Source organism: Paenibacillus sp. PastM-3, from assembly GCF_029893965.1.
Lineage (GTDB): Bacteria > Bacillota > Bacilli > Paenibacillales > Paenibacillaceae > Paenibacillus_AQ.
Genome location: NZ_JARXXP010000016.1, coordinates 67,100 through 91,509, shown reverse-complemented (window position 1 = coordinate 91,509; position 24,410 = coordinate 67,100). Strand labels below are relative to the sequence as shown.

The following is a 24,410-nucleotide window of genomic DNA, read 5'->3' as shown; positions in this document are numbered from 1 at the left end:
ATTAGACGGTTTTGAGGAACTCGACAATGGTCAGCAGGCCTTTATCAAAATTCTCCAGGTTGAAGTGCTCATCCGGAGCATGCAGGTTCTCGTCATCCAGGCCAAAGCCCATCAGCACTACCGGTGCCTTAAGGATGCGGGAGAAGCTCTCCATGATCGGGATCGAACCGCCATCTTTAGTGAAGAGGGCGCGTGTACCGTAGACTTTGCCAAAAGCATCCGCAGCCGTCTGCAGAATCGGATCAGACGGATCAATATTGAAGGCGCGCGCTTTTTCCATCTGTTTCACTTTTACGGTGGCACCCTTCTGGATGTTCGCCTTCAGGTGCGCTTCCACAGCATCAAGGATATGCTGCGGATCCTGGTCGCCGACGAGACGGCAGGTGATTTTGGCATGGGCTTCCTTTGGAATAACAGTCTTGCTGCCTTCGCCCTGGAATCCGCCGTAGACGCCGTTAAGCTCAAGAGTCGGACGGGCGCCTACACGCTCAACGAAGCTGTAACCTTCTTCGCCGTAAAGCTGCTCAAGACCGAGGGATTCTCTGATCTTCTCTTCGTTCACGCCCTGCTTGGCGAATTCCTCGCGCAGCAGCGCAGACAGCTCAGGCACGCCCTGATAGAAGCCTTCCACAGCTACGCGGCCCTGGTCATCATGCAGGGAGCTGAGCAGGGATACAAGAGCATGCAGCGCATTGGGTACCCCGCCGCCGTACGACCCTGAATGCAGGTCCGTGGAAGCCGTGTGAACAGTAACCTCCATGGAGCAAAGACCGCGCAGTCCGGTGCAGATCGCCGGACGTCCCCGTTCCAGCAGGGCTGTATCGGAGACCAGAACGGCATCAGCCGCCAGCTTGTCCTGATTGGCTTCCAGGAACGGAGGCAGATGGATGCTGCCGATTTCTTCTTCGCCTTCAATGCAGAGCTTTATGTTAACAGGCAGTGTGCCTTCCTGCTTGAGAATGGCTTCAATGGCCTTGATGTGCATGAAGACCTGGCCCTTATCATCGGTTGCTCCGCGTGCATACAGCTTGCCGTCACGGATTTCCGGCTCAAACGGAGGAGTGGTCCACAGATTCAGCGGATCAACCGGCTGCACATCATAGTGGCCATATACGAGAATAGTCGGTTTTCCTGGAGCGTGCAGGTAATCGGCATAAACGACAGGATGACCTGCTGTAGGATGGATTTCGATGTTTTCCAATCCGGTGCGTTTCAGGGTTTCAGTCAGCCAGAGGGCGGCGGATTGAACGTCCTCCTTGTGTACAGAAAGGGCAGAAATACTTGGAATGGACAGCCATTGCTTCAGCTCGGCCAGCTGGGCTTCACGCTCAGCCTGAAAATATTGTTCATAGGACATAAGGGATATGTACCTCCTTGGAGTTTCGCTGCGCATAACCGTCAGGTAAAGCTCAAAACCTCAACCGGGCCGTTAATTGACCAGCGGCTGGTTTGGCAGTGTAATGCCTCCATTATACTGGAGAAGCTTCCGGAATCAAAGCAGACTTGCAGTTATTGATTACGCCCCATAACCGTGCTAGACTTAACTGACTTATGAGCAGACAGGAGCGGAAGTGACAGTGCCAGTGAACATGGAACCAGGCAAGGAGCAGGAAGAACAATTGAACCGGCAGGAAGCAGATCCTGCTTATATTTATACGTATGCATGCTCGGGGGATGAGCAGGATTTATGCGGAATGGAGCTGCGCTGCCTGTTCGGCAAGGACATCCCGCCGGGGATTTTCGGGAGCGGAATCAGGGTAGAGCCCAGCCGCAGCCCGTTCATCAAGGAAATGATCGAGGTTATGTACACAGGCGACAGCCTGCCGGAGATTTATGACCAGACGGAGCAGGTTGAACTGAACGGAAAGACGTTCAAGGTCATTTTTGTGAAGACCAATGATCTGCCGCCCGAGCGCAAAATAGAATACAATGAACGCAGGGTGATCGAGCGGGAAATCGGCCTGCGTATCGAAGGGGAAGCGGATGTGAATCATCCGGAGCTGGTATACGGCATCGTGACTTTGGGCGGCCGCTGGTATTTCGGAGCCTACCACAAGAACAACGCGACATGGTTCCGCCAGATCAGGAAGCCGCGCAGCTATTCCATTGCCCTCAGCACACGTGTAGCCCGCGCCGCAGTCAACATGGCTGTACCCGATCCGGCCGGTATCCGGGCCATTGATCCCTGCTGCGGTATCGGAACGGTCATGATCGAAGCGCTGTCCATGGGAATCGATATTGTCGGCCGTGACATCAATCCGTTCATTGCCCAGGGGGCGCGGACCAATATTGCCCACTTCGGCTTCGATGCCCCGGTCACCTTAGGGGATATTGCAGACATCACGGAGCATTACGATGCAGCGATTGTGGACATGCCTTATAATCTGTACTCCAGTATTACACCGGAGGAGCAGTTTGATATTCTCGTCAACGCCCGCAGAATCGCTGACCGGGTTGTGATTGTAGCGATAGAGGCGATGGATGAGATGATCAGCAAGGCCGGATTTGAGATTATCGACCGCTGCGTGGCCCGCAAGGGCGCCTTTTCCCGCCATTTGATGCTGTGTGTGTAAAGCGGCCCGCCATATTATTTTATCCTTGGAGTGGAGGTACGAGCTGTGGAAGAAAAATGGTTAACATGGGCCAAAGAAATCCAGGCCATTGCCCAGACCGGGCTTACATATGCGAAGGATATCTATGATATTGAACGTTATCAGGCACTGCGTGAGCTGAGTGTAGATATACTGGCGAACTATACTTATGAGAGCAAGGAGAAGATCCGGCTCGCTTTTGCCGGGGACGAGGGTTATTGCACGCCAAAGGTGGATATCCGCGGGGTTATTTTTCAGGACAATAAGATTCTGCTGGTCCGCGAAAAGCTGGACGGGAACTGGGCGTTACCCGGAGGCTGGGGGGATATCGGGCTGTCGCCGAGTGAAGTAGCGGTTAAGGAGATTGCTGAAGAGTCTGGGTATCAGGCGGAGGCGGTGCGGCTGCTGGCGGTGCTGGACAAGAAGTTTCATGAGCATCCGCCGGAGCCGTATCATGTCTACAAGTTTTTTATTCTGTGCCGGATTACGGGCGGGGAAGCAGCCGAAGGCGTAGAGACGGACGGAGTAGGCTTTTTTGCGGAAAATGAACTTCCGGAGCTGTCCCAGGAACGTAACACAGAGAGGCAGATTAGAACGCTCTTTGAATTCCTCAAAAATCCCCAAAAACCAGTCATATTGGACTAATCTGCTGCATATAATAAATATACACCGGCTTTTATAAGTTTTATTAGACAAAAATTGGTTAATATTAATTATGAAAGCATTTACAAATTAAACCGCTGAGCCTTTATATCTAAAATATATTGCGGAAATCCTAACTTTTTAGGCCAGGCGGTCTACATTTTTTCCTCTACTGTGACGATAAGATATTTTAGGAGGGGATCGTAATGGAACAAGAAGAGTTAAGACTTCCGCTTACACAGGAGAGCACAGCACGTCCTGCCGAAGGCAATATTGCTGCCGGGCTTGTATGGGGCGTCCTGATCAGCATTCCCTTATGGATCTCGGTATTCGGCTGGATCATGGGGATATGGCGGTAAACACATCGTTGGATAATAGCTGCACTAAATATACTTATAAGGTTTAAAAGGCGGTTTCTTTATGACAAAGAAGCGGCCTTTTTGGTTTGGGCAGATTACTGCTGCATGACTGTTATAAAAAAGGCTGGCCCCCTGGAAAAGGAGGACCAGCCTTATTGTAACGGGCAAATGTTGCTTAGGAACATTACTGCTCCGCTTCATTCATCCAGGCTGCGTATAGTTCATCCAGCTCCGCCTGGGCCGTGTCGCGGGTGAGCTGCAGCTCTGCCAGCTTTACTGCGTCACTGGCGATGCCGGGCTTGAGCATTTCGGCGTCAATTAGGCCAAGCCGTTCCTCGGCCGCGGCGATTTCCTGCTCCCAGGCTGCAGCTGTGCGCTGTTTACGGGAGGAGGCTGTGCCGTTTGCCGGGGAGGGAGCCTTATGCTGTAGCCCGCCCTTGCCGGCAGGCAGACCTCCGTTACCCGCAGGTACACCGGAAGCGGCAGCAGCCTGTTCCGCCTGAGCCTGCTTCTCCTTGTAGTACTCATAGTTGCCGTTAAAAGCGTGGAAGCGGCCATACTCGATCGCCCACAGCTTGCCGAAGCAGCGGTTAATGAAGTACCGGTCATGGGATACCGCCAGCACCGTGCCCGGGAATTCCTCCAAGGCTTCTTCCAGCGCTTCGCGGGAATCGATATCCAGATGGTTGGTCGGCTCATCCAGGATGAGCAGGTTCGGCCGGCGGTGCATCAGCACCGCGAAGCGCAGCCGCGTCCATTCTCCGCCGGACAGATTGGCAATGGTCTTGAACACATCGCTGCCGTAGAAGAGGAAGCGGGCAAGCTGCCCGCGGGCCTCGCCCTCTTCCATTCCCGCTTCCTCGCGGAAGTAGCGGAGCACGGACAGCTTGCCGTCCTCGGGCACAGCCTCCTGGGCGAGATAACCGACAGCCGCCCGGGAGCCGAGCGTGCAGCTTCCGCTGTCCGGCGTCTCCTGGCCGAGAATCATCCGCAGAAGCGTGCTCTTGCCGGCGCCGTTGCCGCCGATCAGCGCGGCTGTTTCACCGTATCTCAGAATGTCGCTGGCGCCGGTAAAGAGGGTGCGGCTGCCGTAGCTTTTGCTGATCCGGTCGAGGATGACAGCCTGGTTGCCGGTCCGGTCCTCCTGCTGCAGCTGCAGATCCATTGCTTTGCGCTCCAGAATCGGACGCTTGATCTTGACCATCCGGTCAAGCGCCTTCTGCATGGAAGCAGCCCGGCGGTGGAAGGAAGGGTTAGGCGGATTGGAACGGTTGCCCCACTCAATCAGCCGCTTGATGCTCTCCTGCATCTGCTTGATCTTCTTCTGCTGCTCCTGGTAATCGGCGAACTGCTGAAGCAGCCGGGCTTCCTTCTCCACCTGATAGCCGCTGTAATTGGTGTGGTAGGTGATGGCTTCGCCATCCTCGATCTCGACAACCTTTTTGACTACGGCATCCAGGAAATAGCGGTCATGAGAGATTGCCAGCACGGTGCCTTCATAGGCCAGAAGATATTGCTCCAGCCATTCGATCGCCCCCATATCCAGATGGTTGGTCGGCTCATCGAGCAGCAGCACATCCGGACGGCGGAGCAGCAGCTCGGCCAGGCCGACCTTGGTTTTCTCGCCGCCTGAGAGAGAAGCGAACTCGCGGTCGAATTGGGAGGCGTCGATGCCGAGCCCTGAGGCGACACGCTGGATGGAGGCATCGATTTCATATCCGCCGGCCGCCTCGAATTTCTCCTGCAGGACGCCGTATTCCTTGAGCAGCCTGTTCCAGGCGGCTTCATCCGTCCCGGCGTCGAGTCCGGACATCTGCTGCTCCAGCTCCCGGAGGCGGCTCTGCCAGGCAAGAGGCTCAGCGAAGCTGCGCTGGAGCACGGTATAGACGGTGTCCCGGGTCTCGGCCTCCTGAATCTGTGCGAGCAGGCCGACGATACTGCCCCGGCGGATGGAGATCTGGCCCTGATCCGGGTGTTCTTCTCCGCTCAGCAGGCGGAACAGGGTGGTTTTGCCGCAGCCGTTGCGGCCGATCAGGCCGATTTTTTCCCCCTGGCGGATATCGAAGGTGATGCCCTTCAGAACAAGCTGGGCGCCGTGGTATTTCTGGACATTTTGGCATGAGATAATCATAGGTATTCTCCTTTATATAATGCCTGCAGCCGTATTCTCAAGGGTAGAGGCCCGAAAATGGACACAAAAAGACCGCGAGGAAATTTCCCCGCGGCCCTGAACATTCTCCGGTAGTATAGCTTATCCGTTGAAGTGTGGCTGGAAAGGCATTTCACAATGTTGTAGTGTTATTGAGTTCTTGTAAATGGACAGACTTCTCCCGTTGTTGGCATTTACATGAACGATGCCAGACATGATAGTAATCAGCCGGCTATTAACACTATTAGTCACATTGTGATCCATTTCCCCACACCTCCTTTTCACAAATTTAAGGTTAGTTTAACCAATATCGCCGGAAGATGCAAGAGAAAAAAGCCGGATCACTGCAATCATATATCTTTGGCGGCACAAGTAGGATGTAAAAGGGCGCGGCGGCGCCCGGAAACTTTTCTGAGGAAAGAGGCGGGGATATGACGATTTTTGACGGGCTATTGGGGAATGCCACCCAGGTGGAGCTAGCTGATGTACAGCGCGAATATGCACGGATTCTAGCTCCGGGTGAGCGGATCGAACGGGCGTACAAACTGATCCGGGATATGTTTATTTTTACCGATAAGCGGCTGATTCTCGTCGATAAACAAGGTGTGACCGGCAAGAAGATACAATATCATTCGATCCCCTATAAAAGCATCTCCCATTACTCCGTGGAAACGGCGGGTCATTTTGACCTGGATGCGGAGCTGTGTCTGTATGTATCGGGCAGTAGCCTGCCGCTGAAGAAGACGTTCAATAAATCGGTCAATATTTATGAGGTGCAGGCGGTGCTGTCGCAGTATATTCTGAAATAATGTTTCGGCGGCATATCAGATGGTATAAGGGAGCACGAACGCTCCATAGGCAAAAGCGGCAACAATCACCAGCGCGGGATGCAGCTTCAGCCACTTCATGGCGGCAAAAGCAAGAGCGGCGATGATCAGTGTCTGCCAGATCCCGATGGCTTCCGCCGGACTCTGTGCCATTTTAACCGTGAGGACAGTCATCATAACTGCGATAACCGGCTGCACAAGCAGCGTCATGCCTTTAACGACAGGCGACTGCTTGTATTTCTGCATGATCCGGAGCAGGATGATCAAGGCTGCAGCCGAAGGAAGGACTGTAGCCAGCAGCGCAAGGACAAGACCTGCCCAGCCTAACACATCGTAACCTACGTAAGCGGCAATTTTAGTAGCAATCGGGCCGGGTAACGCGTTGCCGAGCGCCAGCATGTTGGAAAACTGCTCATCGGTTAACCAGCCGAAATGCGGGACAATTTCCTCATACATCAGCGGGATGGAGGAGGGTCCGCCGCCGTAGCCCAGCAGATTTGCCATAAAAAAGCCGTAAATCAGCTCAAGCCATTCCATTTAAGCATTTCCTCCCTTGCTGTGCTTTTTGGCGAGTATCCGGTAGTGAACGGCTCCATATCCCAGAAAAAGCACGATTACGATGGCCGGATGCACATGCAGCACCTCTAGCAGCACCAGGGCCAGCAGCAGAAAAGCAGCCCCGATCCATTTTCCCAGCCCCTTAAACGCCTTTTGGGCAAATTCATAAGCCATCATCCCGAGCATAACTGCGATTACAGGCGAAACTGCGGCAATCATACCCGCCACTGTCTGGGAGCCGCTTAAGTAATTGACGGCAGAGAGCAGGGCGATCATCGCAATGCAGCTGGGTAAAATGTGGGCGAGCACGGAGAGGAATGCGCCCCGGACTCCCTTCAGCTTGTACCCGAGATAGGCTGCCATTTTGGTGGCGATCGGGCCGGGAAGTGCGTTGGCGATGGCCAGGGTCTCCCCGAATTCGTCGTCGCTCAGCCAGTTGTACCGGGTTACGGCATCATGCCGGATCAGCGGAATGACAGAAGGCCCTCCGCCGTAGCCGAGTATGCCTGTTCTGCACATGGCAACGGCGAGCTGTACATAATCATTTTTGTCTTTTTTCACAGGACCCCTCCTAAAAGATGTATGCAGGACAGCCGGACTTCAGCAGGATAGTACATTTATGCAGCAGCTGAAACGGAACATGGTTTTGGAACATTCTATACCAGCCGGTGCCGGTCAACTACCGGAAAAACGCGGTTTGCCCGAATCTTTGTGCACCGCATACAAAAAGAGGTGTCCTGAATTTGAGTTTGTTCTTAGTGCATTGACAGGGGAATTTGCCGTACGGTTAAATGACGGTAACTTTAAACGAACTTCAGAGGGGGATGGCGCATGACGAAACAGCCGGTGACCGGTACAAAAACAATGGTGGTCAGCCCCCATTATCTGGCTTCCGCCGCAGGCGCGGAAATCCTGCACAGGGGCGGCAATGCTTTTGATGCGGCGGTGGCGGTCAGCGCGGCGCTGGCCGTGGTGTACCCGCACATGACGGGGCTGGGCGGCGATGCTTTTTGGCTCACGTACAGCGCGGGCGAAGGGCGCGTACGTGCCTATAACGGCAGCGGACGGTCCGGCTACGGCGTCCGCCGGGACCTGTATGCCGGGGAAGCCGCGATTCCCCGGCGCGGGGTGCGCAGCGCCATTACGGTGCCCGGAATGGCGGACAGCTGGGCAGCGGTCCAGGGCGAATACGGCCGCCTGGCCTTCGCAGAGGTGCTGGAGCCGGCGATCAGCTACGCCTCCGCGGGGTTTCCGCTGTCGCCGGACCAGCATGGCGGCAGCGTGCTTGCCGGAGCCGCGCTGAGCCCGGAAGCGGCGGCGGTGTATCTGCCCGGCGGGGCGGTGCCGGCCGCCGGGTCCAGGTTTGTGCAGCCGCAGCTTGCGGGGACGCTGCGGGCCCTGGCGTCGGGCGGGCGCGACGCCTTCTATAAGGGGCAGATTGCGCAGGACATAGGCGATTATATGCGGGCTGCGGGCGGGTATCTTACCTGTGATGATTTTGCCGATCATCAGGGGGAGTGGGCTGAGCCTGTCTCGACCGGGTATCACGGCTATAGCATCTATCAGGCGCCGCCGAACTCGCAGGGCTTTGCAGCCCTGATGGCGCTCAATATATTGGAGCGCTTTGATTTTAGCGGCATCGAGCATGGCTCCTATGAATATTACCATCTGCTGGTGGAGGCGCTGAAGCTGAGCTTCCGTGACCGGGACCGGGTGCTGACGGATCCGCTTCACCATCCGGTTCCGCTGGACCGGCTGCTGGACAAAGGATATGCACAGCAGCTTGCAGCCTCCATCTCCATGAGCCGTGCGGCAGCGATTGGAAGTGAACCGGTCGGACGGGATACGGCTTACGCCGCTGTAGTGGACGGTGACGGCAATGCCGTGTCGTTCATTCAAAGCCTCTATTTTGAATTTGGTTCAGGGGTTGTTGCCGGGGATACCGGCATTCTGCTGCAGAACCGGGGCTCCTTCTTCTCGCTGGACCCAAGGCATATCAATACGCTGGAGCCGCATAAGCGCACTTTCCACACGCTTATGCCTGCTATGGCTTGCCGGGACGGCAAACCAGCCTATCTGTACGGGACGCAGGGCGGGGAAGGGCAGCCGCAGACGCAGACGCTGCTGCTGACGAGGCTACTGCATTACGGCATGAATCCGCTGGAGGCGGTGAGTGCCCCGAGGTTCGTGTGGGGCAGAACCTGGGGAGAGCCGACCCAGGAGCTGAAGGTGGAACAGCGCGCCGGGCAGCAGGTGCTGGATGCGCTGGCCGGTGCCGGGCATCTGGTGCGGCCTGCGGCAGCTTTTGACGGCATCATGGGCCATGCCCATGTTATTGGAATAGACAGCGGAGGTCTCCGCAGCGGCGGAACGGATCCGCGGTGTGACGGGGCGGCTATCGGGTGGTAGCCTGCAGGAAGGGAGCGGGAGAGATGATACTGGATAATAATTATGGTGCATTTATTGCTCCGGAGCTGGAAGTCTCCGGCTTGCGGCAGGGGGAATTGAAGGGGCTCAGGTTCGCAGTAAAGGATGTGTTCGCAGTAGCCGGCCATAGCTCTTCTGCCGGAAATCCCGCCTGGCTGCGCAGCCATGGGCCATCAAGAGCGCATGCGGCAACTGTTGCTAAGCTGCTGGAGGCGGGGGCATCCTTATGCGGCGCAGCTCATACCGATGAGCTGATGTACAGCCTGGGTGGCGAAAACGTTCATTACGGCACGCCGGTCAACCCGCGCGGCGCCGGACGGATTCCCGGCGGTTCCTCCAGCGGGTCAGCGGTAGCGGTGGCCTCCGGCGCCGTAGATTTTGCGCTTGGAACGGATACCGGCGGATCGGTCCGTGTCCCTTCTGCTTACTGCGGCGTGTACGGCTTCCGTCCTACCCATGGAGCCGTGGCGATGGAGGGCGTTATTCCGCTGGCCCCGGGATTTGATACGGTGGGCTGGATGGCGGACAGCCCGGAGCTGCTGGAGTGTGTGGGAAGGGTGCTGCTTGGTGCGGGAGAGGGGGCATCTGAGCAGGCGGATGTAACGAGCGCCGGCGGAGTAAGTCTGTCTCTGTCTGGTACCAGATCCGGTTCTGGTTCAGGTACTGCTCCGGCCGAAAGCAGAATGAGCAGGCTGTATCTCCCTGCGGACTGCTGGGCGCTGGCTGAGCCCTCAAGTGCAACCTGTCTGAGGCGGGAACTCAGCCGGCTGCAGGCCGCTGCGGATGAGACAGTAGAAAACGTTGTTTCGGCCGAAGGCATGAAAACCTGGATGGATCTGTTCAGGGAGCTGCAGGCGGCAGAGATCTGGACAACTCATGGTGAATGGATCAGTCAGGAGCAGCCGGAGTTCGGGCCGGATATCGCAGCCCGGTTCTCTTGGGCGGCAAGCATCGCCGGGCAAGACCATAGCCGGGCGGCCGCGCTGCGCACTGAAATTGCCGGCCGGCTGCGGATGCTGCTCGGGGAGGACCGCTGCCTGGTCATCCCGACCGTCCCCGGACCAGCTCCGCTGCTGGGCGGAGACCTGCAGCAGCTGGAACGCAACCGCAGCGGCGCTATGATGCTAAGCTGCATAGCCGGGCTTGCCGGCCTGCCTCAGATCACCCTGCCGGTGGAGGGGCCTGATGCTCTCCCGCTGGGACTGTCCGTCATCGGCGGCCACGGGCAGGATCTCCGCCTGCTCTCTTGGGTGCTGGGAGCCTGGCGTCAAGGTGAATGACACAGGCAACGCGGCGGTCATAGTCTGGTATAATCAGAAAGACTGATTAGTTGGTGAATATAACTGTACTTTCTGCAGTTATCTGCTGTGAATTTAGCGGGGAACAGAAGATGGCTGTAGAGGGTGCAACTCAATTAGTACAGTTCTGTTGAATTTTTGTTCTATGTGAATGATTTCGCATGGTGTCCCCACTGGCCGCTGACTGAGCTAAGTGGAAAATAGTCATCTAATTCTCTGCTAAATGACCGAAACGGAAGATTAGTTGGAAAAACGTTACTTAAATTTGTAGTTTTCACTCCAAGTGGGGATTATGGGCTGAGATAAGTGCCGATATTCCAACTAAAGCTTGGAAAAATAGAAAAAGGGTATAATTAAGCAGCTAAAATCCATTTAATTATTGGCGATGCTCAAAAAATAGTAAGTGTAGCACAGATACGCCAGACAATTATGTATAGTTTAGTCTACCCACGCAACCCACGCAACCCACGCAACCCACGCAACCCAACCAAAGAGCTAAATACTTATACCCAGCACCATCAGCTAGCACTAAACAATCTATCCCTCATGTATTCAAGCAAACAATCGGCTAAGCTCCAACAACCATCCAACCTGCAAATAATCCAGGAGCATCCAGTTACCTAAGCAAACGAGCGCCAAAAACCACCAAGCGCCTAACTACCATCCGTTCCGAACTCAAGTAAAACAATTACTAGGTTGTCCAATCCCCGACCCAATCCGGTTACCTGCCGGGCGGGGGCAGCTCCTTTCGGAGGATGTCTTAACAAATACAATAACTATTTTCACAACAAGGTTATCAATTGTTCTTATCGCCATGGAGCCTCTCCGCCAGTCGCCTAAATCTCCCCGACCCGCACCAAATCTTTAAAATTATGTGAAATACGTTACTATACTTAACATTCGATGATGATATTTTCACTTTTCTCTTTCCAATAGGGGTTATTTTATCTATAATGTTACATAAAGTAACATAAAGAACGATGGTTAAATAAACGTATTTACTTAAGGAGGGGTGGCATGCATCTTACCGTCGAAGAAGCGTTGTCCATTTATCCTTTATCCGAAGCCAAGCTTATTGCAGGAGCCAGGGGCAAGCACAGAATTGTGAAGTCAATCAATGTTATGGATGCACCGGACATCTCGGACTGGATAAAAGAGGGCGAAATGCTCTTAACGACCGCCTATCTGATCAAAGACAGCCTGGAGGATGCCTCTGCGCTGCTGCAGACGCTGAACCGGAGGGGCTCGTCGGCGCTAGGCATCAAGCTGGGCCGTTTCTGGGATACCGTGCCTGAGGAGCTGATTGCCGAGGCGGAGACGCTGAACTTTCCGCTGATTGAGCTACCGTTCCAGTTTACGTTCTCCGATCAGATGAACGGGCTGTTCCGCGCCGAGCTGTCGCGCAGCACCAGCATGCTCCAGGAGATTATGGAGAAGCAGCGCAAGCTGATGCGCTTCGCGCTGCGTTCGGGACGCAGCGGTCCGCTGTTTGAATCCGTCTCTGAGGTGATCGGTTATAAGCTTGCGGTTGTAAGCAGCAGGGGGGACGTAGTCTACAACAACTCGGAATATGCAAGCCGTCAGCTGCTGGAAGGCTGGCCTTGGCAGAACCGCAGCCAGCGCTTCCGGATCGGGGACAGAACCGGTCTGCGGTTTCCGTTGATGCAGGGGGAGAAGTGCTCAGGCTATCTTTTATATTGTCATATTGACCCGCTTCTGCTGCCTGTGGAAGAGAGCCTGTTTATCCAGGGGGCTGAACTGATTTCATTTCATATACATTCGGGTTATGAGGATTATTTCGAGCTGGCTGAGCACAGGGAGTTCAGCGGGCTGCTGCGCCGCTGCCTGAGCGGCGGGCTGTCCTGCAGTGAGCTGTCCCAGGCTGCACTGAGGCTGGGGGTGAAGCTGCTGCATTCACCTTTTCAAGTGCTGCTGACAGAAACGGCAGCAGGCGGGGAAGAACGGCAGCGGGAGCTGCTCCGGCTGAAGGAAGAATATGCTGAGCATCCTGCCCTGCGGGAATTAAATGCCATTCATGTTCTGATGGATGAGGGATTGGTATCGCTGTTTCCGGCAAACGGGCTGAGTGCCGGGCAGTTCCGTGAGCTGATTTATGAGTGCTTTGATAACCTGAAGCTTGATACAGGATATTATCCGCGGGCTGCTGCCAGCGCGGTCAAAGTGAAGCCGGAGGGACTGAAAGAAGCTTTTGCCGAGGTCAGGGAATGTATGGCCATGTCCCAGCACTGGGGGGCATTCGGGAATGTAGTGCATTACCGGCAGCTTGAGCTGAATCTTCTGCTCGGCCAGATTCCGGAAGAGTCAATGAAGAAATACATCACCGGCAATCTTCGCGGACTGCTCAGCCGGGAGCCGGAGTACGTCAAGGAGATGCTCCATACGCTGGAGGTTTATCTGGAGAATGACGGTCATGTCAACGAAACAGCCAAAAAGCTGTTCATCCACCGCAATACGGCCACTTACCGGATTGAAAAGCTCAGTGAGCTGCTGGATGTCGATTTTAAAAAAATCAATGATCTGATGAGGCTTAAGCTGGTGTTTGTTTTTCGTAAAATGCTGGAACGTGAATAATGCTGCAGACGTTTTTGCCGGACGCAATGATAAGCGGCCTCTTGGAAATGCTGTACAACCAAGCTGAATCCAAAATAAGGCAGGCGCCGGGCGCCGCCGAAAGGAGCGGTAACAATGAGAGTAGCCGGTATTTACCTGGCGGCAGGGCATGGCAGACGGGCGGGAGTACCCAAGGCATCGCCCAAGCTGCCTCCAGAGCTTACGCCGGAAAGCGTAGTGGTCAGTGAGCTTGAACGCTGCACCCTTGATCCGCTGGTCGTGGTTGTGCGGGCAGATGACAATCTGGTATGGCTGCCGCCTGCCGCTGAGCAGAGCTCAAGGCGGACTGAAACCTGCCTGACCGCTCATCTGGGACTGTCGTTTTCCCTGCGCTGCGGACTGAATGCTATTCTGCCGCTGCAGCCTGATGCTGTAGTGGTGGCGCTTGCCGGTCAGACTTCTGTTACAGCCTCGCTTGTAAACCGGCTGAAGGACATGTATATGCGAAATCCGGAGCTTGATTATGTGGCCGGGACCCATGAGGGGCTGCCGCTGCCGCCGGCTCTGTTTTCCAGAGAAATGTTCTCGGTATTGCAGGGATTAGAGGGGGGAGAAGGAACTGCGGGGCTTTTCCGGTCCTCCGAGTACAAGGGAGCTGTTCTGCAGACTGATTCTGCAGGTTCCTTTTCAGATGCTGATCCGCGGTTTGGTGTTTATGATGCACATAAAGCTTGGAGTATTCGCGGAGAAAGCTGACACCAAAAGACGGATTGCCCGTTAAATGTAAGTAAATATCACATATTTTAAGTATAATTCGCTTCAGTTTAGTGCATTAAGCACAAAAACCTGTAAAGTTCTTATTATATAGCACAAACGTATGTTATGTAAATTTACGTGAACGCTCTGTCTCAGTATAGTAGAGATACATTAATGGTTTCAGCCATTAAGAGAGATATCCTGGAGGAGGAGAATTATGAAAAAAAGGGGTCAGGGATTTACGGTAAGCTTAATGCTAATGTTCCTGCTTGCAGTAGTGCTGGCAGGCTGCGGAGGCAACAACAATGCTTCAACTAACGCGGCTGCAACGGAGGCACCGGCTGCGGCGAATGCAGGGACTGCAACAGAGGCACCGGCAACAACAGAGCCGGCGGCAGAGAAGCCGACAGTTGCTTTTGTCTACATCGGGCCTCCGGGCGACGGCGGTTACACGTATCAGCATGACCAGGGCCGTTTGTACATGGAAAAAGAGCTCGGCATCAAAGCGGACTTCGTTGAAAATGTTCCGGAAAGTGCCGATGCAGAGCGCATTATTACTGAACTGGCACAATCCCACGACATCGTATTCACCACAAGCTTCGGATACATGGACTTCACCCTTAATGTAGCGGGCAAATTCCCCAACGTGAAATTCCTCCATGCTTCCGGCTACAAGACAGCTGAGAATATGGGCACGTATTTCGGCAAGAACTATCAGGCAAGTTATCTCACAGGTATCGCTGCCGGAAAAATGACTACCAAAAATCATCTCGGTTATGTAGGAGCTTTTCCGATCAGCGAAGTTATTTATAATCTGAATGCTTTTACACTCGGTGCACAGAGCGTCAACCCCGATATCAAGGTTGATGTAGTATGGACTAACACATGGTATGACCCGGCAACAGAACGCCAGGCGGCAATCAGTCTGCTGGATAAAGGCGCCGATGTCCTGCTGGCCTATCAGGATTCCCCGGCTACCCTCCAGGCAGCTGCTGAACGCGGAGCTTATGCAGGCGGTAACGACTCGGATATGAGCAAGTATGCGCCGGATAACTACCTGACCAACCCGGTCTGGAACTGGGGCCCTTATTACGTGAAGGCAGTCCAGTCGGTAATGGACGGAACGTGGAAGAGCGAGCAGTATTCCGGGGATATGGCGGACGGCATGGTTGAGCTGGCACCGTTCGGCAACAAGGTTCCTGATGATGTGAAGGCACTGGTGGAGGATGCAAAGGCCAAGATCATCAGCGGCGAACTGGATGTATTCACCGGCCCGATCTCTGATAACCAGGGCAACGTCAAGGTTCAGGAAGGCCAGAAGCTTACGCTTGAAGAAGTTCTGGGGATGAACTGGCTTGTCAAAGGCGTAGAGGGCACAATCCCGCAATAACGGCTTAACTTTAATTTCATACTTCATGTTCCTATGGGTGGGGCGGGTTCCGGATGAATGGAACCTTCCCCACCCGTACTACAACTATAAGGAAGGAGCATCCCATTATGCAGGACCATTCGGTTGAGATGCGCGGGATTGTGAAGAGATTCGGTTCTGTAACGGCAAGCGATCAAGTCGATTTTTCGGCAAACGCGGGTGAGGTTCACGCGCTGCTTGGTGAGAACGGAGCAGGTAAGAGCACAGTCATGAGCATGCTGTCAGGTGTATACCGGGCGGATGAAGGCGAAATTCTGATTCACGGCAAGCCTGCCAGAATCCGCTCCCCTAAGGATGCGGCGCTTTTGGGGGTCGGGATGGTGTTTCAGAATTTCAGACTTGTGCAGACGCTCACGGCAGCGGAAAATATCGTGCTTGGCGAAAAGTCGTCTTTCTGGCGGGGAAGCAAGTGGATCAGGCAGAAGCACGAGGAGATTGAAGCGCTGGGAGAACAGTTCGGGCTGAAGTTTCCGGTTAACCGGCCAATCTGGCAGCTGTCCGTCGGTGAACAGCAGCGTGTGGAGATCGTCAAGACGCTCTACAGGGGGGCGGATATCATCATTCTGGATGAGCCGACTTCCGTGCTTACACCGGGGGAAGCGGAGCAGCTGTTTGAAACGCTGCGGGTAATGAAGCAGGCGGGCAAGACGGTTATTATGACTACTCACAAGATGAAGGAAGTTATGGCTTCCTCTGACCGGATCTCCGTCATGCGCAAAGGCAAAATGATTGCCACGCTGGCTACGGCACAGACAGATGAACTGGAGCTGGCCCGCCTGATGGTAGGCAGGGAAGTGACGATCAGCCGCCAGGAACGGGAAGCCACTCAGGGGGATCCGCTGCTTGTGGTCAACCGTCTGGAGGTCTCGGCCGATCACGGCCGCAAGGCGCTTGACGGCTTGTCGCTCACTGTGCGCGAGGGCGAAATTGTTGGCGTTGCAGGGGTAGCGGGCAACGGGCAAAAGGAACTCGCAGAGGTCCTTACGGGTCTTAGAACCTGGAGGAACGGAGAGATTATTTTTGACGGCAGCCGGGTAAAAACAGCATCGGTCCGCGGCGCCATTGATGCGGGGATTTCCCATGTGCCGGAGAATCGTATGAAGAGCGGTCTGGCCGGACGGCTGGGGTCAGTTGATAATCTGCTCTTCAAATCCTACCGGACGGAGGAACACTCCAAATTTGGTATTCTGAAGGCGGCGAAGAACCGTCTGTGGTCACAGGAGCTGGTGCAGCGTTTTGACGTCAAGACGCCCGAACTGGATACTCCGGTGCAGCAGTTATCCGGCGGGAATCAGCAGAAACTGCTGTTCGCCCGTGAGGTCAGCCATAAGCCAAAGCTGATGGTTGCCGTTCACCCTACACAAGGACTTGATGTGGGAGCTACTGCGGGTGTACATGAGCTGCTGATGGAGCTGCGGAGCTCCGGCAGCGGCGTGCTGCTGATTTCAGAGGATCTCGATGAGCTTCTGCAGTTGTCAGACCGGATTCTGGTTATATACAACGGCGCAATTATCGGCGAAAGCGATCATGAGCATGCCGACAGGGAACAGATTGGTCTGATGATGGCCGGAATCCGGCACAGGGAGGGCAGTGCGGTATGAGTCCAAAAAATACAGGCAATACGGCGGCGGTTCTGGAGCCGCTTCCGGCCAAGTCCGGCAAACGTTTCGGGCTGCGGCTGGAATATGATTCAAGCCGTACCCGTTCCCCGTGGTGGTCTCCGGTTCTATCCGTAATTCTGGCGCTGCTGCTGTGTGCGGTTTTTATCGCTGCAAACGGGATGAACCCGGTGACAGTCTATGAGAAAATGTTCCGCGGTGCCTTTGGCACCTCCTACGGCTTCACGGAGACGATGGTAAAAGCAATTCCGCTGCTGCTGTGCGGCCTCGGTATCGCTGTAGCCTACCGGATTTCCGTATGGAATATCGGAGCAGAGGGGCAGCTTACCGTCGGCGCGATGGCTGCAACGGCGGTAACGATTTATTTTCCTGACCTGCCGTCCTTCTGGGCCATTACGCTGATGCTGATTTTCGGTACGGCTGCGGGTGCGCTCTGGGGCCTGATGACAGCCGTCCCGCGCACGCACTTCGGAGTTAATGAGCTGATTACCTCGCTGATGCTGAATTATGTAGCGCTTCTGGCACTCGACTATGTGGTGTTTGGTCCGTGGAAAGATCCTGCGGGCTTCAATTTCCCGGGATCGCCGATGTTTACGGCAGCACAGTCGCTGCCGGTTCTGGGAACGACAAGATTGCATATCGGTCTGATCTTTGGACTGGTCGCTGTATTTATCTACTTCCTGATGGTCAAATTTACCCGCTGGGGATATGAGTTGCGGCTGATCGGAGCCAATCCGACTGCTGCACGTTATGCAGGTATTCATATCAAGAAGCATATTATCATCGTGATGCTGATCAGCGGAGGGCTGGCGGGCATTGCCGGCATGGCTGAGGTCTCCGGGGTAACCCACAAGCTGATGCAGGGCATCTCGCCCGGCTACGGCTACACCGCAATCATCGTCGCCTGGCTTGCCAAGCTGAATCCGCTCGGCCTGATTGTTACTTCCGTCCTGTTCGGCGGTCTGATTGTCGGCGGCTACAGCGTGCAAACCATCGGATTGCCTTCGTCTATTTCAGAAATGCTGCAGGGCTCGATCCTGTTCTTCCTGATTGCCGGCGATATGATTCACCGTTTCCGCATACGCCGGAGCGCATAGATGGCGCTTGGAGAGAAGGGAGTTAGACTATGGATTTCACTACACAGTTATTGATAGCAGCCATTTCCGCGGGAACCCCGCTGCTACTGGCTACGCTTGGCGGTATCCTGAATGAGCGGGCGGGCATCATCCAGCTGGGTGCGGAAGGGCTGATGCTGATGGGGGCGGTGACCACCTGCATCGTCTACATCCGCAGCGGCAATCTGCTGCTGGCCTTACTCGCAGCTATTGCCGTGACAGCGGTGCTTGGCATGGTGCATTCGTTCCTATGCGTGACGCTGAGGGCAAACCAGACAATGTCGGGGCTGGCGATGACGCTGTTCGGCAGCGGACTCAGCGCCTATCTCGGCAAGTCCATCAGCGGCCTGCCCCTGCCGGGGACTTCACCCAAGCTTAATCTGACCTGGCTTCAGGGAATCCCGGTGATCGGGGATATTTTTGGACGGCTGGATTATTTGACCTGGTTCAGCCTGCTGCTGGTGCTGGTGCTGCATCTGCTGATTCATCATACCTCCTGGGGGCTGCATCTGCGGGCCGTCGGGGATAATCCGGCGACAGCGGATGTAATGGGCATCCGGGTGCAGCTGATCCGCTACAGCTATGTTACTGCCGGTGCTGCACTGATTGGGCTTGCCGGGGCAGACATGGTGCTGGCCTATGCGCCGACCTGGAATGAAGGCTTGACGGCCGGCCGCGGCTGGATTGCCGTCGGACTCGTCATCTTTGCCAGATGGAATCCGCTGCGTGCGCTTTTCTGCGCCTACTTCTTCGGTGCGCTGGACTCACTCGGATTTCGCATCCAGCTGCTTGGCAGCGGGATTCCGTCCTACTTCCTTAAAATGATTCCTTATGTCGTAACCATCCTGGTACTGATGTATCTCGGTTACCGTAACCGCAACAAGCCTTCGGGCACTCCGGAGTCACTGGGGACACCTTACATCCGCGAACAGCGGTTCTAACCAAAGAAGCTATGCCTGATTATCTGGTATAATCACTAAAAATCCATTTATTGTAGTTCGAACTTCTGAGCGGTTGAATACAGTAAATGGACTTTTTTTACCCTTGAAGTGATGTGAGAAATATCATTGCACAGTTAATAAGACTATAGAAAGCGGGGCGGAATTATGAGTGCAGAGACAGATACCTTAACATTGGAGCAAATTAACGGCATGAGCCGGGAACAGTTTGTAGCGGCGCTAGGCGGGATTTTTGAACATTCACCTTGGGTGGCAGAGGGGACTTATCAGCAGATTCCGTTTCATTCTGTCGATGAGCTGCACCATGCAATGCTGCAGACAGCGCGAAGCGCGCCTGACAGTCAGGTTACAGAGCTGCTGAGATCCCACCCGGATCTCGCCACCAGGCTGCAGGTTACCCCGTACTCGGCGGCGGAGCAGCAGGGGGCTGGCCTTGACCGGCTGACACCGGAAGAATTCGAACTGCTTACAGGATTAAATGCGGCATACACAGAGAAGTTCGGCTTTCCGTTTATTCTGGCGGTCCGCGGCAAAAACAAAGATGACATTATTGCAGCCATTTCGAAGCGGGTGCATCATCCGCTGGAACAGGAGCGGGAGCAGGCCCTGTATGAAATCGGCCGGATTACCGGCTTCCGGCTGCATGATCTGCTGCCGCAGTCTGAAGGGTCCGCACCATGAGCGGGCGGCTGACCACCCATGTGCTGGACCTGGCAAGGGGCGGTCCCGCAGCCGGGATGGCGCTCCAGCTCTGGAAGCTTGACGGCGGTGCGGGAGAGCTGCTGCGCGAAGCGGTGACGAACAGCGACGGGCGGCTGGATGCTCCGCTGCTGACCGGCGCGGGGCTTACCCCCGGCAGCTATGAACTGCTGTTTATGGCCGGGGATTATTTCCGCGGCACTGCACAGGCAGCCGGCGCAGGAGAAGCGGGAGCGGACTCCGGGGTGCTTTTTCTCGAACAGATTCCGCTCAGATTTAATATCACGAACACTGCAGAGCATTATCATGTTCCGCTGCTAGTAGCACCTGGAGGGTACAGTACGTACCGGGGGAGCTGACACAATAAATAGACCGATGGCGGAGGTGGCCGGACCATGAAAGAATCATATGAGCTTATCATCAGGAACGGGGATGTAGTGCTGCCCGGAGAAGTAGTCAAGCTGGATGTTGCAGTAAAGGACGGGAAAATAGCTGCACTTGGCCGGGATCTGCCGGTTCTTCCGGACACCCGGGTCATTGATGCGCAGGGACTGTATGTGCTGCCCGGCATGATCGATATGCATGTCCACTTTAATGAACCTTCCTTTGGACACTGGGAAGGCTTCCGCAGCGGCTCGGCGGCGCTGGCCGCCGGGGGCTGCACCTGCTATGCGGATATGCCGCTTAACGGCAATCCGCCCACGGTAAATCTGGCTGCGCTGCAGCGCAAGGCTGAAGCGGCAGCAGGGAATTCTGCCGTCGATTATGTCCTGTGGGGCGGACTGGTCCCCGGCAATCTGGAGGATCTGGAGGGGCTGGCTGCAGCCGGAGTTACCGGCTTCAAGGCATTCATCTCCAATCCCGGCGGTGAAGGGGAAGGCCGGTTCCGCGAGGTCGATGATGATACCCTGTATCAGGGGATGCAGCGGATTGCCGCCTTCGGCGGCATCCTGGCGCTGCATGCGGAGAGCGAGGCCATCACGGCAGCGCTGTCTGCTGATGCTGTACGGAGCGGCCGGACCGGCGCGCGGGATTTCGCCGCTGCCCGTCCGGCAGAGGCCGAGCTTGAGGCGGTGGCGAGAGCGCTGCTGTACAGTGAGCGCACAGGCTGCCGGCTGCACTTTGTGCATATAAGCACGGCGGCGGCTATTGATATGATTCATGAAGCAAAGCTCCGCGGGCTTGATGTATCGGCAGAGACGTGCCCGCATTACCTGGTTCTGAATGAGAACAGTTTGGAGGAGCTGGGGGCACTGGCCAAATGCGCACCCCCGCTGCGCAGCCCGGAGGAGCAGGAGAAGCTGTGGCAGGTGCTGGCAGACGGACGGATTGAGCTGATCGCCTCCGATCACTCCCCGTGTCCGCCGGAGCTGAAGCTTGATCCCGGCCTGAGCTTCTTCGAAGCCTGGGGCGGAATCTCCGGGGCGCAGAGCAGCCTGGAGCTGATGTTCCATGAAGGGGTGAACCTGCGGGGCCTGCCGGTTACACAGATTGCGGCACTGCTGGCCGAGCAGCCGGCCCGGCGGTTCGGGCTGGATCACCGCAAGGGCTCGATCAAGCCGGGGCTGGATGCCGATCTGGTCCTGCTGGACCCGGACCATTCTTACACCCTGAAGGCGGATGAACTCCTGTACTGCCATAAACACAGCCCTTACGCCGGCATGACCTTGTCCTGTAAAGTGAAGGCAACCCTTAGCCGTGGAGCTGTAGTGTACACAGCAGAAGACGGGCTGCTGATTGAAGACGGCGGTGTATGGCTGCGGGTCAACGAAGGGCGGTTTTTCTGATGAACGTGCCAATACTTGGGGCTCCAGCCCATCAGATGACGGAGCTGCTGGAGGAGCTTGCCACCTTCAGCGCTCCGGGGCCGGGCGTATCCCGGCTGCTCTACACCCCGGAATGGCTGCAGGCGCAGCGTTTTCTGCAGGAGAGAATGGCGGCGCTTGGCATGGAGGTCAGGACGGACGGCGTGGGGAATGTCTATGGAAGGTTTACAGGCTCGCAGCCGGCTGCAAAAGTTATCTTAACGGGCTCGCATATCGATACCGTGCTGAACGGCGGAAAATATGACGGTGCCTACGGGATTGCTGCTGCTGTTACTGCGCTCCACTACTTGAGGCAGAACTTCGGCCAGCCGCTGCGGACAGTGGAGGCCGTTGCCTTTTGTGAGGAGGAGGGCAGCCGCTTTCCGCTCGCCTATTGGGGCTCGGGTAATGTTACCGGGCTGTATGACGGAAGTGAAGCGCAGCGATGTGCTGACTCTGCAGGAGTGACGATCGCTTCAGCTATGGCGGGCTGCGGATTAGGGCGCAGGCCGGAAGACTGCGGGTCTGCAGCTGTGACTGACTATGCGGCAGGGGGAGCTCCTCTCAGAGAGGATATCGGCACATTTATTGAACTGCATATCGAGCAGGGAATTGTGCTGGAGCAGGCAGGCTTGGAGATCGGGATCGTTGAGGCGATCGTCGGACAGCGGCGGTATAGTGTAAAAGTTGCCGGCAGCACGAACCATGCCGGCACTACCCCGATGGGACTGCGCCGCGATGCGCTTGCAGGCGCTGCGGAGATGCTTCTGGCAATGGAACAGGCGGCGGCGGCTGCAGGTGATCCGCTGGTAGCCACCTGCGGGAAGCTGGAAGCAGCGCCGGGCACACCCAATGTAATTCCCGGCGAGGTGGAGTTTACACTCGATATAAGGCATAGTGAAGCTGATGCGCTGGAGCATTTTTGTTCCACGCTGCTGGCTGCGTTCGAAGGGATTGCCGGGAAGCGGGGGCTTACCCTGCAGGTTACGGCTACACTGGCTACATCTCCTGCACCCATGGATACGGGATTAAATCAACAACTTGAACATATAGCAGGTCAGCAGGGAAGAAGTTTCCGCAGTATGGTAAGCGGAGCAGGCCATGATGCCCAGCTCTTTGCTTCCATTTGCCCCACGGCCATGATCTTTGTGCCGAGCCGGGCGGGCATCAGCCACGCTCCGGAGGAGTATACTTCACCGGATGAGCTGGCTGCCGGGCTGAATCTGCTTACTGCCGTATTATATGAGCTTGCCTATAAAGAAAGCTGAACATCAGAGGGAGAGGTTTGCATGAAGCGGTACGAAGATTTGGCGCCGTCCTTGCGGTGTATTATGACTCCAGGGCCGGTAGAGGTTGATCCGCGGGTGCTGCGGGCAATGTCTTTTCCGGTGCTGGGCCAGTTTGATCCCGAGTTTACGGATATTATGAATGAAACGATGGAAATGCTGCGCGGACTGTTTAAGACGGGCAATAAATGGGCTTTTCCGGTTGACGGTACTTCCCGTTCCGGCATTGAAGCTGTGATGGTCAGTCTGATTGCGCCGGGCGACCGGGTGCTTATTCCGATCTTTGGCCGGTTCGGCCATCTGCTGCATGAGATTGCGGAACGCTGCGGAGCTGAGGTGTATACGATAGAGAAAGAATGGGGCAGCGTGTTTGCTCCGGAGGAAGTGATCTCTGCGATCCGCAGCTTCAAGCCGGATGTAGTGGCCATTGTCCACGGTGAAACGTCTACAGGACGGATGCAGCCGCTGGCCGAGATCGGGCGGGCCTGCCGGGAGCAGGATGTACTGCTGATTGTGGATGCTGTGGCAACCATCGGCGGTGTTCCTGTTGAGACGGATGAATGGATGCTCGATGCCGTTATCGGCGGGACGCAGAAATGCCTGTCGATTCCCTCGGGAATGGCTCCGGTTACGTATAATGAACGGGCGGAAGCCAAGCTGCTGAAGCGCAAGCAGGTCGAACGCGGGCTTAGAACAGACAAGTTTGAGGCAGGAGTACTGCCGCCCGTACGCAGTAATTATTTTGATCTGGGAATGCTTCAGGATTACTGGAGTCCCCAGCGGCTGAACCACCATACGGAGATGACGTCGATGCTCTATGCGCTCCGTGAAGGACTGCGGCTGGTGCTTGAGGAAGGTCTTGAGGCGCGGCATGCGAGGCATGCTCTGCATGAACAGGCGCTGGTTGCCGGACTTGCTGCAATGGGGCTTACACTATACGGCGATCCGGATTGCAAGCTGACGGTGGTGGCCTGCGTGCTGATTCCGGAGGGGGTAGACGGAGAGTCGGTGCGTACGATGCTGCTTGATCACTTCGGCATTGAGATCGCCAGCTCGTTCGGTCCGCTCAAAGGGAAAATATGGCGTATCGGTACGATGGGCTTCAGCTGCCGTGAAAATAATGTGCTGCGCGTGCTCGGGGCGCTTGAAGCAACCCTTTTGCGGCATGGCCATGCTCTATCTCCCGGCCTGAGTGTCCAGGCGGCACTTGACGTATATGAACAAAAAGGTAGATAATCGTCTGAACGGCAACTGGAGAAATGGTGTTTAGAGAAGCTTGCGGACGGCCCGCTGTCCCGGCTTTACCCAGGAAACGGCTTG

General features: G+C 55.7%; 21 protein-coding genes. 17 read left to right on the top strand and 4 right to left on the bottom strand.

Going from position 1 to position 24,410, the window contains the following annotated elements; all coding sequences use genetic code 11:
• Window position 1 precedes the first annotated feature (1 nt).
• Window positions 2-1,357: a dipeptidase gene (locus tag M2108_RS20745; protein ID WP_277471392.1), complete on the bottom strand. Its 1,356-nt coding sequence runs from the start codon at window positions 1,355-1,357 to the stop codon at window positions 2-4.
• A 262-nt stretch (window positions 1,358-1,619) separates the two neighbouring features.
• On the opposite strand from M2108_RS20745, the gene M2108_RS20740 reads away from it, so the two are divergent.
• The 3 genes from M2108_RS20740 to M2108_RS20730 all read left to right on the top strand — a co-directional run bounded on the left by M2108_RS20740 (window position 1,620) and on the right by M2108_RS20730 (window position 3,592).
• Window positions 1,620-2,573, top strand: coding sequence for a TRM11 family SAM-dependent methyltransferase (locus tag M2108_RS20740; RefSeq protein ID WP_481856936.1), 954 nt, complete (start codon window positions 1,620-1,622; stop codon window positions 2,571-2,573).
• Window positions 2,574-2,618: 45 nt separating this feature from the next.
• On the top strand, window positions 2,619-3,236 hold the full coding sequence (locus M2108_RS20735; RefSeq protein WP_277471390.1) for an NUDIX hydrolase: 618 nt from the start codon (window positions 2,619-2,621) through the stop codon (window positions 3,234-3,236).
• 203 nt (window positions 3,237-3,439) lie between these two features.
• On the top strand, window positions 3,440-3,592 hold the full coding sequence (locus M2108_RS20730; RefSeq protein ID WP_277471389.1) for a hypothetical protein: 153 nt from the start codon (window positions 3,440-3,442) through the stop codon (window positions 3,590-3,592).
• 184 nt (window positions 3,593-3,776) lie between these two features.
• Here the strand turns inward: M2108_RS20730 and abc-f are convergent, their stop codons facing one another.
• Window positions 3,777-5,723: a ribosomal protection-like ABC-F family protein gene (gene abc-f / locus M2108_RS20725; protein ID WP_277471388.1), complete on the bottom strand. Its 1,947-nt coding sequence runs from the start codon at window positions 5,721-5,723 to the stop codon at window positions 3,777-3,779.
• 449 nt (window positions 5,724-6,172) lie between these two features.
• On the opposite strand from abc-f, the gene M2108_RS20720 reads away from it, so the two are divergent.
• Complete coding sequence (locus M2108_RS20720) at window positions 6,173-6,550, top strand: PH domain-containing protein (protein ID WP_277471387.1); 378 nt, start codon at window positions 6,173-6,175, stop codon at window positions 6,548-6,550.
• A 15-nt stretch (window positions 6,551-6,565) separates the two neighbouring features.
• Here the strand turns inward: M2108_RS20720 and chrA are convergent, their stop codons facing one another.
• A complete protein-coding gene (chrA, locus tag M2108_RS20715) occupies window positions 6,566-7,105 on the bottom strand; it encodes a chromate efflux transporter ChrA (protein WP_277471386.1) in 540 nt (179 codons plus the stop codon).
• On the bottom strand, window positions 7,106-7,687 hold the full coding sequence (gene chrB, locus M2108_RS20710; protein WP_277471385.1) for a chromate efflux transporter ChrB: 582 nt from the start codon (window positions 7,685-7,687) through the stop codon (window positions 7,106-7,108).
• Between the two features lie 270 nt (window positions 7,688-7,957).
• Here chrB and ggt point away from each other — a divergent pair, with 270 nt between their 5' ends.
• The 13 genes from ggt to M2108_RS20645 all read left to right on the top strand — a co-directional run bounded on the left by ggt (window position 7,958) and on the right by M2108_RS20645 (window position 24,326).
• Window positions 7,958-9,535 (top strand): gamma-glutamyltransferase, encoded by a 1,578-nt coding sequence (gene ggt, locus M2108_RS20705; RefSeq protein ID WP_277471383.1) that lies wholly within the window; start codon window positions 7,958-7,960, stop codon window positions 9,533-9,535.
• A 23-nt stretch (window positions 9,536-9,558) separates the two neighbouring features.
• On the top strand, window positions 9,559-10,833 hold the full coding sequence (locus M2108_RS20700) for an amidase family protein (protein WP_277471381.1): 1,275 nt from the start codon (window positions 9,559-9,561) through the stop codon (window positions 10,831-10,833).
• Between the two features lie 1,035 nt (window positions 10,834-11,868).
• Complete coding sequence (locus tag M2108_RS20695) at window positions 11,869-13,443, top strand: PucR family transcriptional regulator (RefSeq protein ID WP_277471380.1); 1,575 nt, start codon at window positions 11,869-11,871, stop codon at window positions 13,441-13,443.
• A 114-nt stretch (window positions 13,444-13,557) separates the two neighbouring features.
• Window positions 13,558-14,178: an NTP transferase domain-containing protein gene (locus M2108_RS20690; RefSeq protein ID WP_277471379.1), complete on the top strand. Its 621-nt coding sequence runs from the start codon at window positions 13,558-13,560 to the stop codon at window positions 14,176-14,178.
• 217 nt (window positions 14,179-14,395) lie between these two features.
• Window positions 14,396-15,568, top strand: a complete 1,173-nt coding sequence (locus tag M2108_RS20685; RefSeq protein WP_277471378.1) for a BMP family ABC transporter substrate-binding protein — start codon at window positions 14,396-14,398, stop codon at window positions 15,566-15,568.
• Between the two features lie 107 nt (window positions 15,569-15,675).
• Window positions 15,676-17,208, top strand: coding sequence for an ABC transporter ATP-binding protein (locus tag M2108_RS20680; protein WP_277471377.1), 1,533 nt, complete (start codon window positions 15,676-15,678; stop codon window positions 17,206-17,208).
• Window positions 17,205-18,323: an ABC transporter permease gene (locus tag M2108_RS20675; RefSeq protein WP_277471376.1), complete on the top strand. Its 1,119-nt coding sequence runs from the start codon at window positions 17,205-17,207 to the stop codon at window positions 18,321-18,323. Before M2108_RS20680 ends, M2108_RS20675 begins: the two co-directional genes overlap by 4 nt.
• 29 nt (window positions 18,324-18,352) lie before the next feature.
• Entirely contained in the window at window positions 18,353-19,282 is a 930-nt protein-coding gene (locus M2108_RS20670) for an ABC transporter permease (protein WP_277471375.1), read from the top strand.
• 165 nt (window positions 19,283-19,447) lie between these two features.
• Entirely contained in the window at window positions 19,448-19,981 is a 534-nt protein-coding gene (uraD, locus tag M2108_RS20665; RefSeq protein ID WP_277471374.1) for a 2-oxo-4-hydroxy-4-carboxy-5-ureidoimidazoline decarboxylase, read from the top strand.
• Window positions 19,978-20,358 carry a hydroxyisourate hydrolase gene (uraH, locus tag M2108_RS20660; protein WP_277471373.1) on the top strand — a complete coding sequence of 127 codons (381 nt, stop codon included), beginning with the start codon at window positions 19,978-19,980 and terminating at the stop codon, window positions 20,356-20,358. Before uraD ends, uraH begins: the two co-directional genes overlap by 4 nt.
• 36 nt (window positions 20,359-20,394) lie before the next feature.
• Window positions 20,395-21,786 (top strand): allantoinase AllB, encoded by a 1,392-nt coding sequence (allB, locus tag M2108_RS20655; RefSeq protein WP_277471372.1) that lies wholly within the window; start codon window positions 20,395-20,397, stop codon window positions 21,784-21,786.
• Complete coding sequence (locus M2108_RS20650) at window positions 21,786-23,072, top strand: Zn-dependent hydrolase (RefSeq protein WP_277471371.1); 1,287 nt, start codon at window positions 21,786-21,788, stop codon at window positions 23,070-23,072. The genes allB and M2108_RS20650 overlap by 1 nt, the downstream gene beginning before the upstream one ends.
• Window positions 23,073-23,093: 21 nt before the next feature.
• Complete coding sequence (locus tag M2108_RS20645) at window positions 23,094-24,326, top strand: pyridoxal-phosphate-dependent aminotransferase family protein (protein WP_277471370.1); 1,233 nt, start codon at window positions 23,094-23,096, stop codon at window positions 24,324-24,326.
• Window positions 24,327-24,410: the final 84 nt, after the last annotated feature.

Bases quoted from the DNA above. Each gene is read 5' to 3' on its own strand.
- M2108_RS20745 (WP_277471392.1), bottom strand. From the start codon at position 1,357: ATGTCCTATGAACAATATTTTCAGGCTGAGCGTGAAGCCCAGCTGGCC.
- M2108_RS20730 (WP_277471389.1), top strand. From the start codon at position 3,440: ATGGAACAAGAAGAGTTAAGACTTCCGCTTACACAGGAGAGCACAGCA.
- abc-f (WP_277471388.1), bottom strand. From the start codon at position 5,723: ATGATTATCTCATGCCAAAATGTCCAGAAATACCACGGCGCCCAGCTT.
- M2108_RS20720 (WP_277471387.1), top strand. From the start codon at position 6,173: ATGACGATTTTTGACGGGCTATTGGGGAATGCCACCCAGGTGGAGCTA.
- chrA (WP_277471386.1), bottom strand. From the start codon at position 7,105: ATGGAATGGCTTGAGCTGATTTACGGCTTTTTTATGGCAAATCTGCTG.
- ggt (WP_277471383.1), top strand. From the start codon at position 7,958: ATGACGAAACAGCCGGTGACCGGTACAAAAACAATGGTGGTCAGCCCC.
- M2108_RS20700 (WP_277471381.1), top strand. From the start codon at position 9,559: ATGATACTGGATAATAATTATGGTGCATTTATTGCTCCGGAGCTGGAA.
- M2108_RS20695 (WP_277471380.1), top strand. From the start codon at position 11,869: ATGCATCTTACCGTCGAAGAAGCGTTGTCCATTTATCCTTTATCCGAA.
- M2108_RS20690 (WP_277471379.1), top strand. From the start codon at position 13,558: ATGAGAGTAGCCGGTATTTACCTGGCGGCAGGGCATGGCAGACGGGCG.
- M2108_RS20685 (WP_277471378.1), top strand. From the start codon at position 14,396: ATGAAAAAAAGGGGTCAGGGATTTACGGTAAGCTTAATGCTAATGTTC.
- M2108_RS20680 (WP_277471377.1), top strand. From the start codon at position 15,676: ATGCAGGACCATTCGGTTGAGATGCGCGGGATTGTGAAGAGATTCGGT.
- M2108_RS20675 (WP_277471376.1), top strand. From the start codon at position 17,205: ATGAGTCCAAAAAATACAGGCAATACGGCGGCGGTTCTGGAGCCGCTT.
- M2108_RS20670 (WP_277471375.1), top strand. From the start codon at position 18,353: ATGGATTTCACTACACAGTTATTGATAGCAGCCATTTCCGCGGGAACC.
- uraD (WP_277471374.1), top strand. From the start codon at position 19,448: ATGAGTGCAGAGACAGATACCTTAACATTGGAGCAAATTAACGGCATG.
- uraH (WP_277471373.1), top strand. From the start codon at position 19,978: ATGAGCGGGCGGCTGACCACCCATGTGCTGGACCTGGCAAGGGGCGGT.
- allB (WP_277471372.1), top strand. From the start codon at position 20,395: ATGAAAGAATCATATGAGCTTATCATCAGGAACGGGGATGTAGTGCTG.
- M2108_RS20650 (WP_277471371.1), top strand. From the start codon at position 21,786: ATGAACGTGCCAATACTTGGGGCTCCAGCCCATCAGATGACGGAGCTG.
- M2108_RS20645 (WP_277471370.1), top strand. From the start codon at position 23,094: ATGAAGCGGTACGAAGATTTGGCGCCGTCCTTGCGGTGTATTATGACT.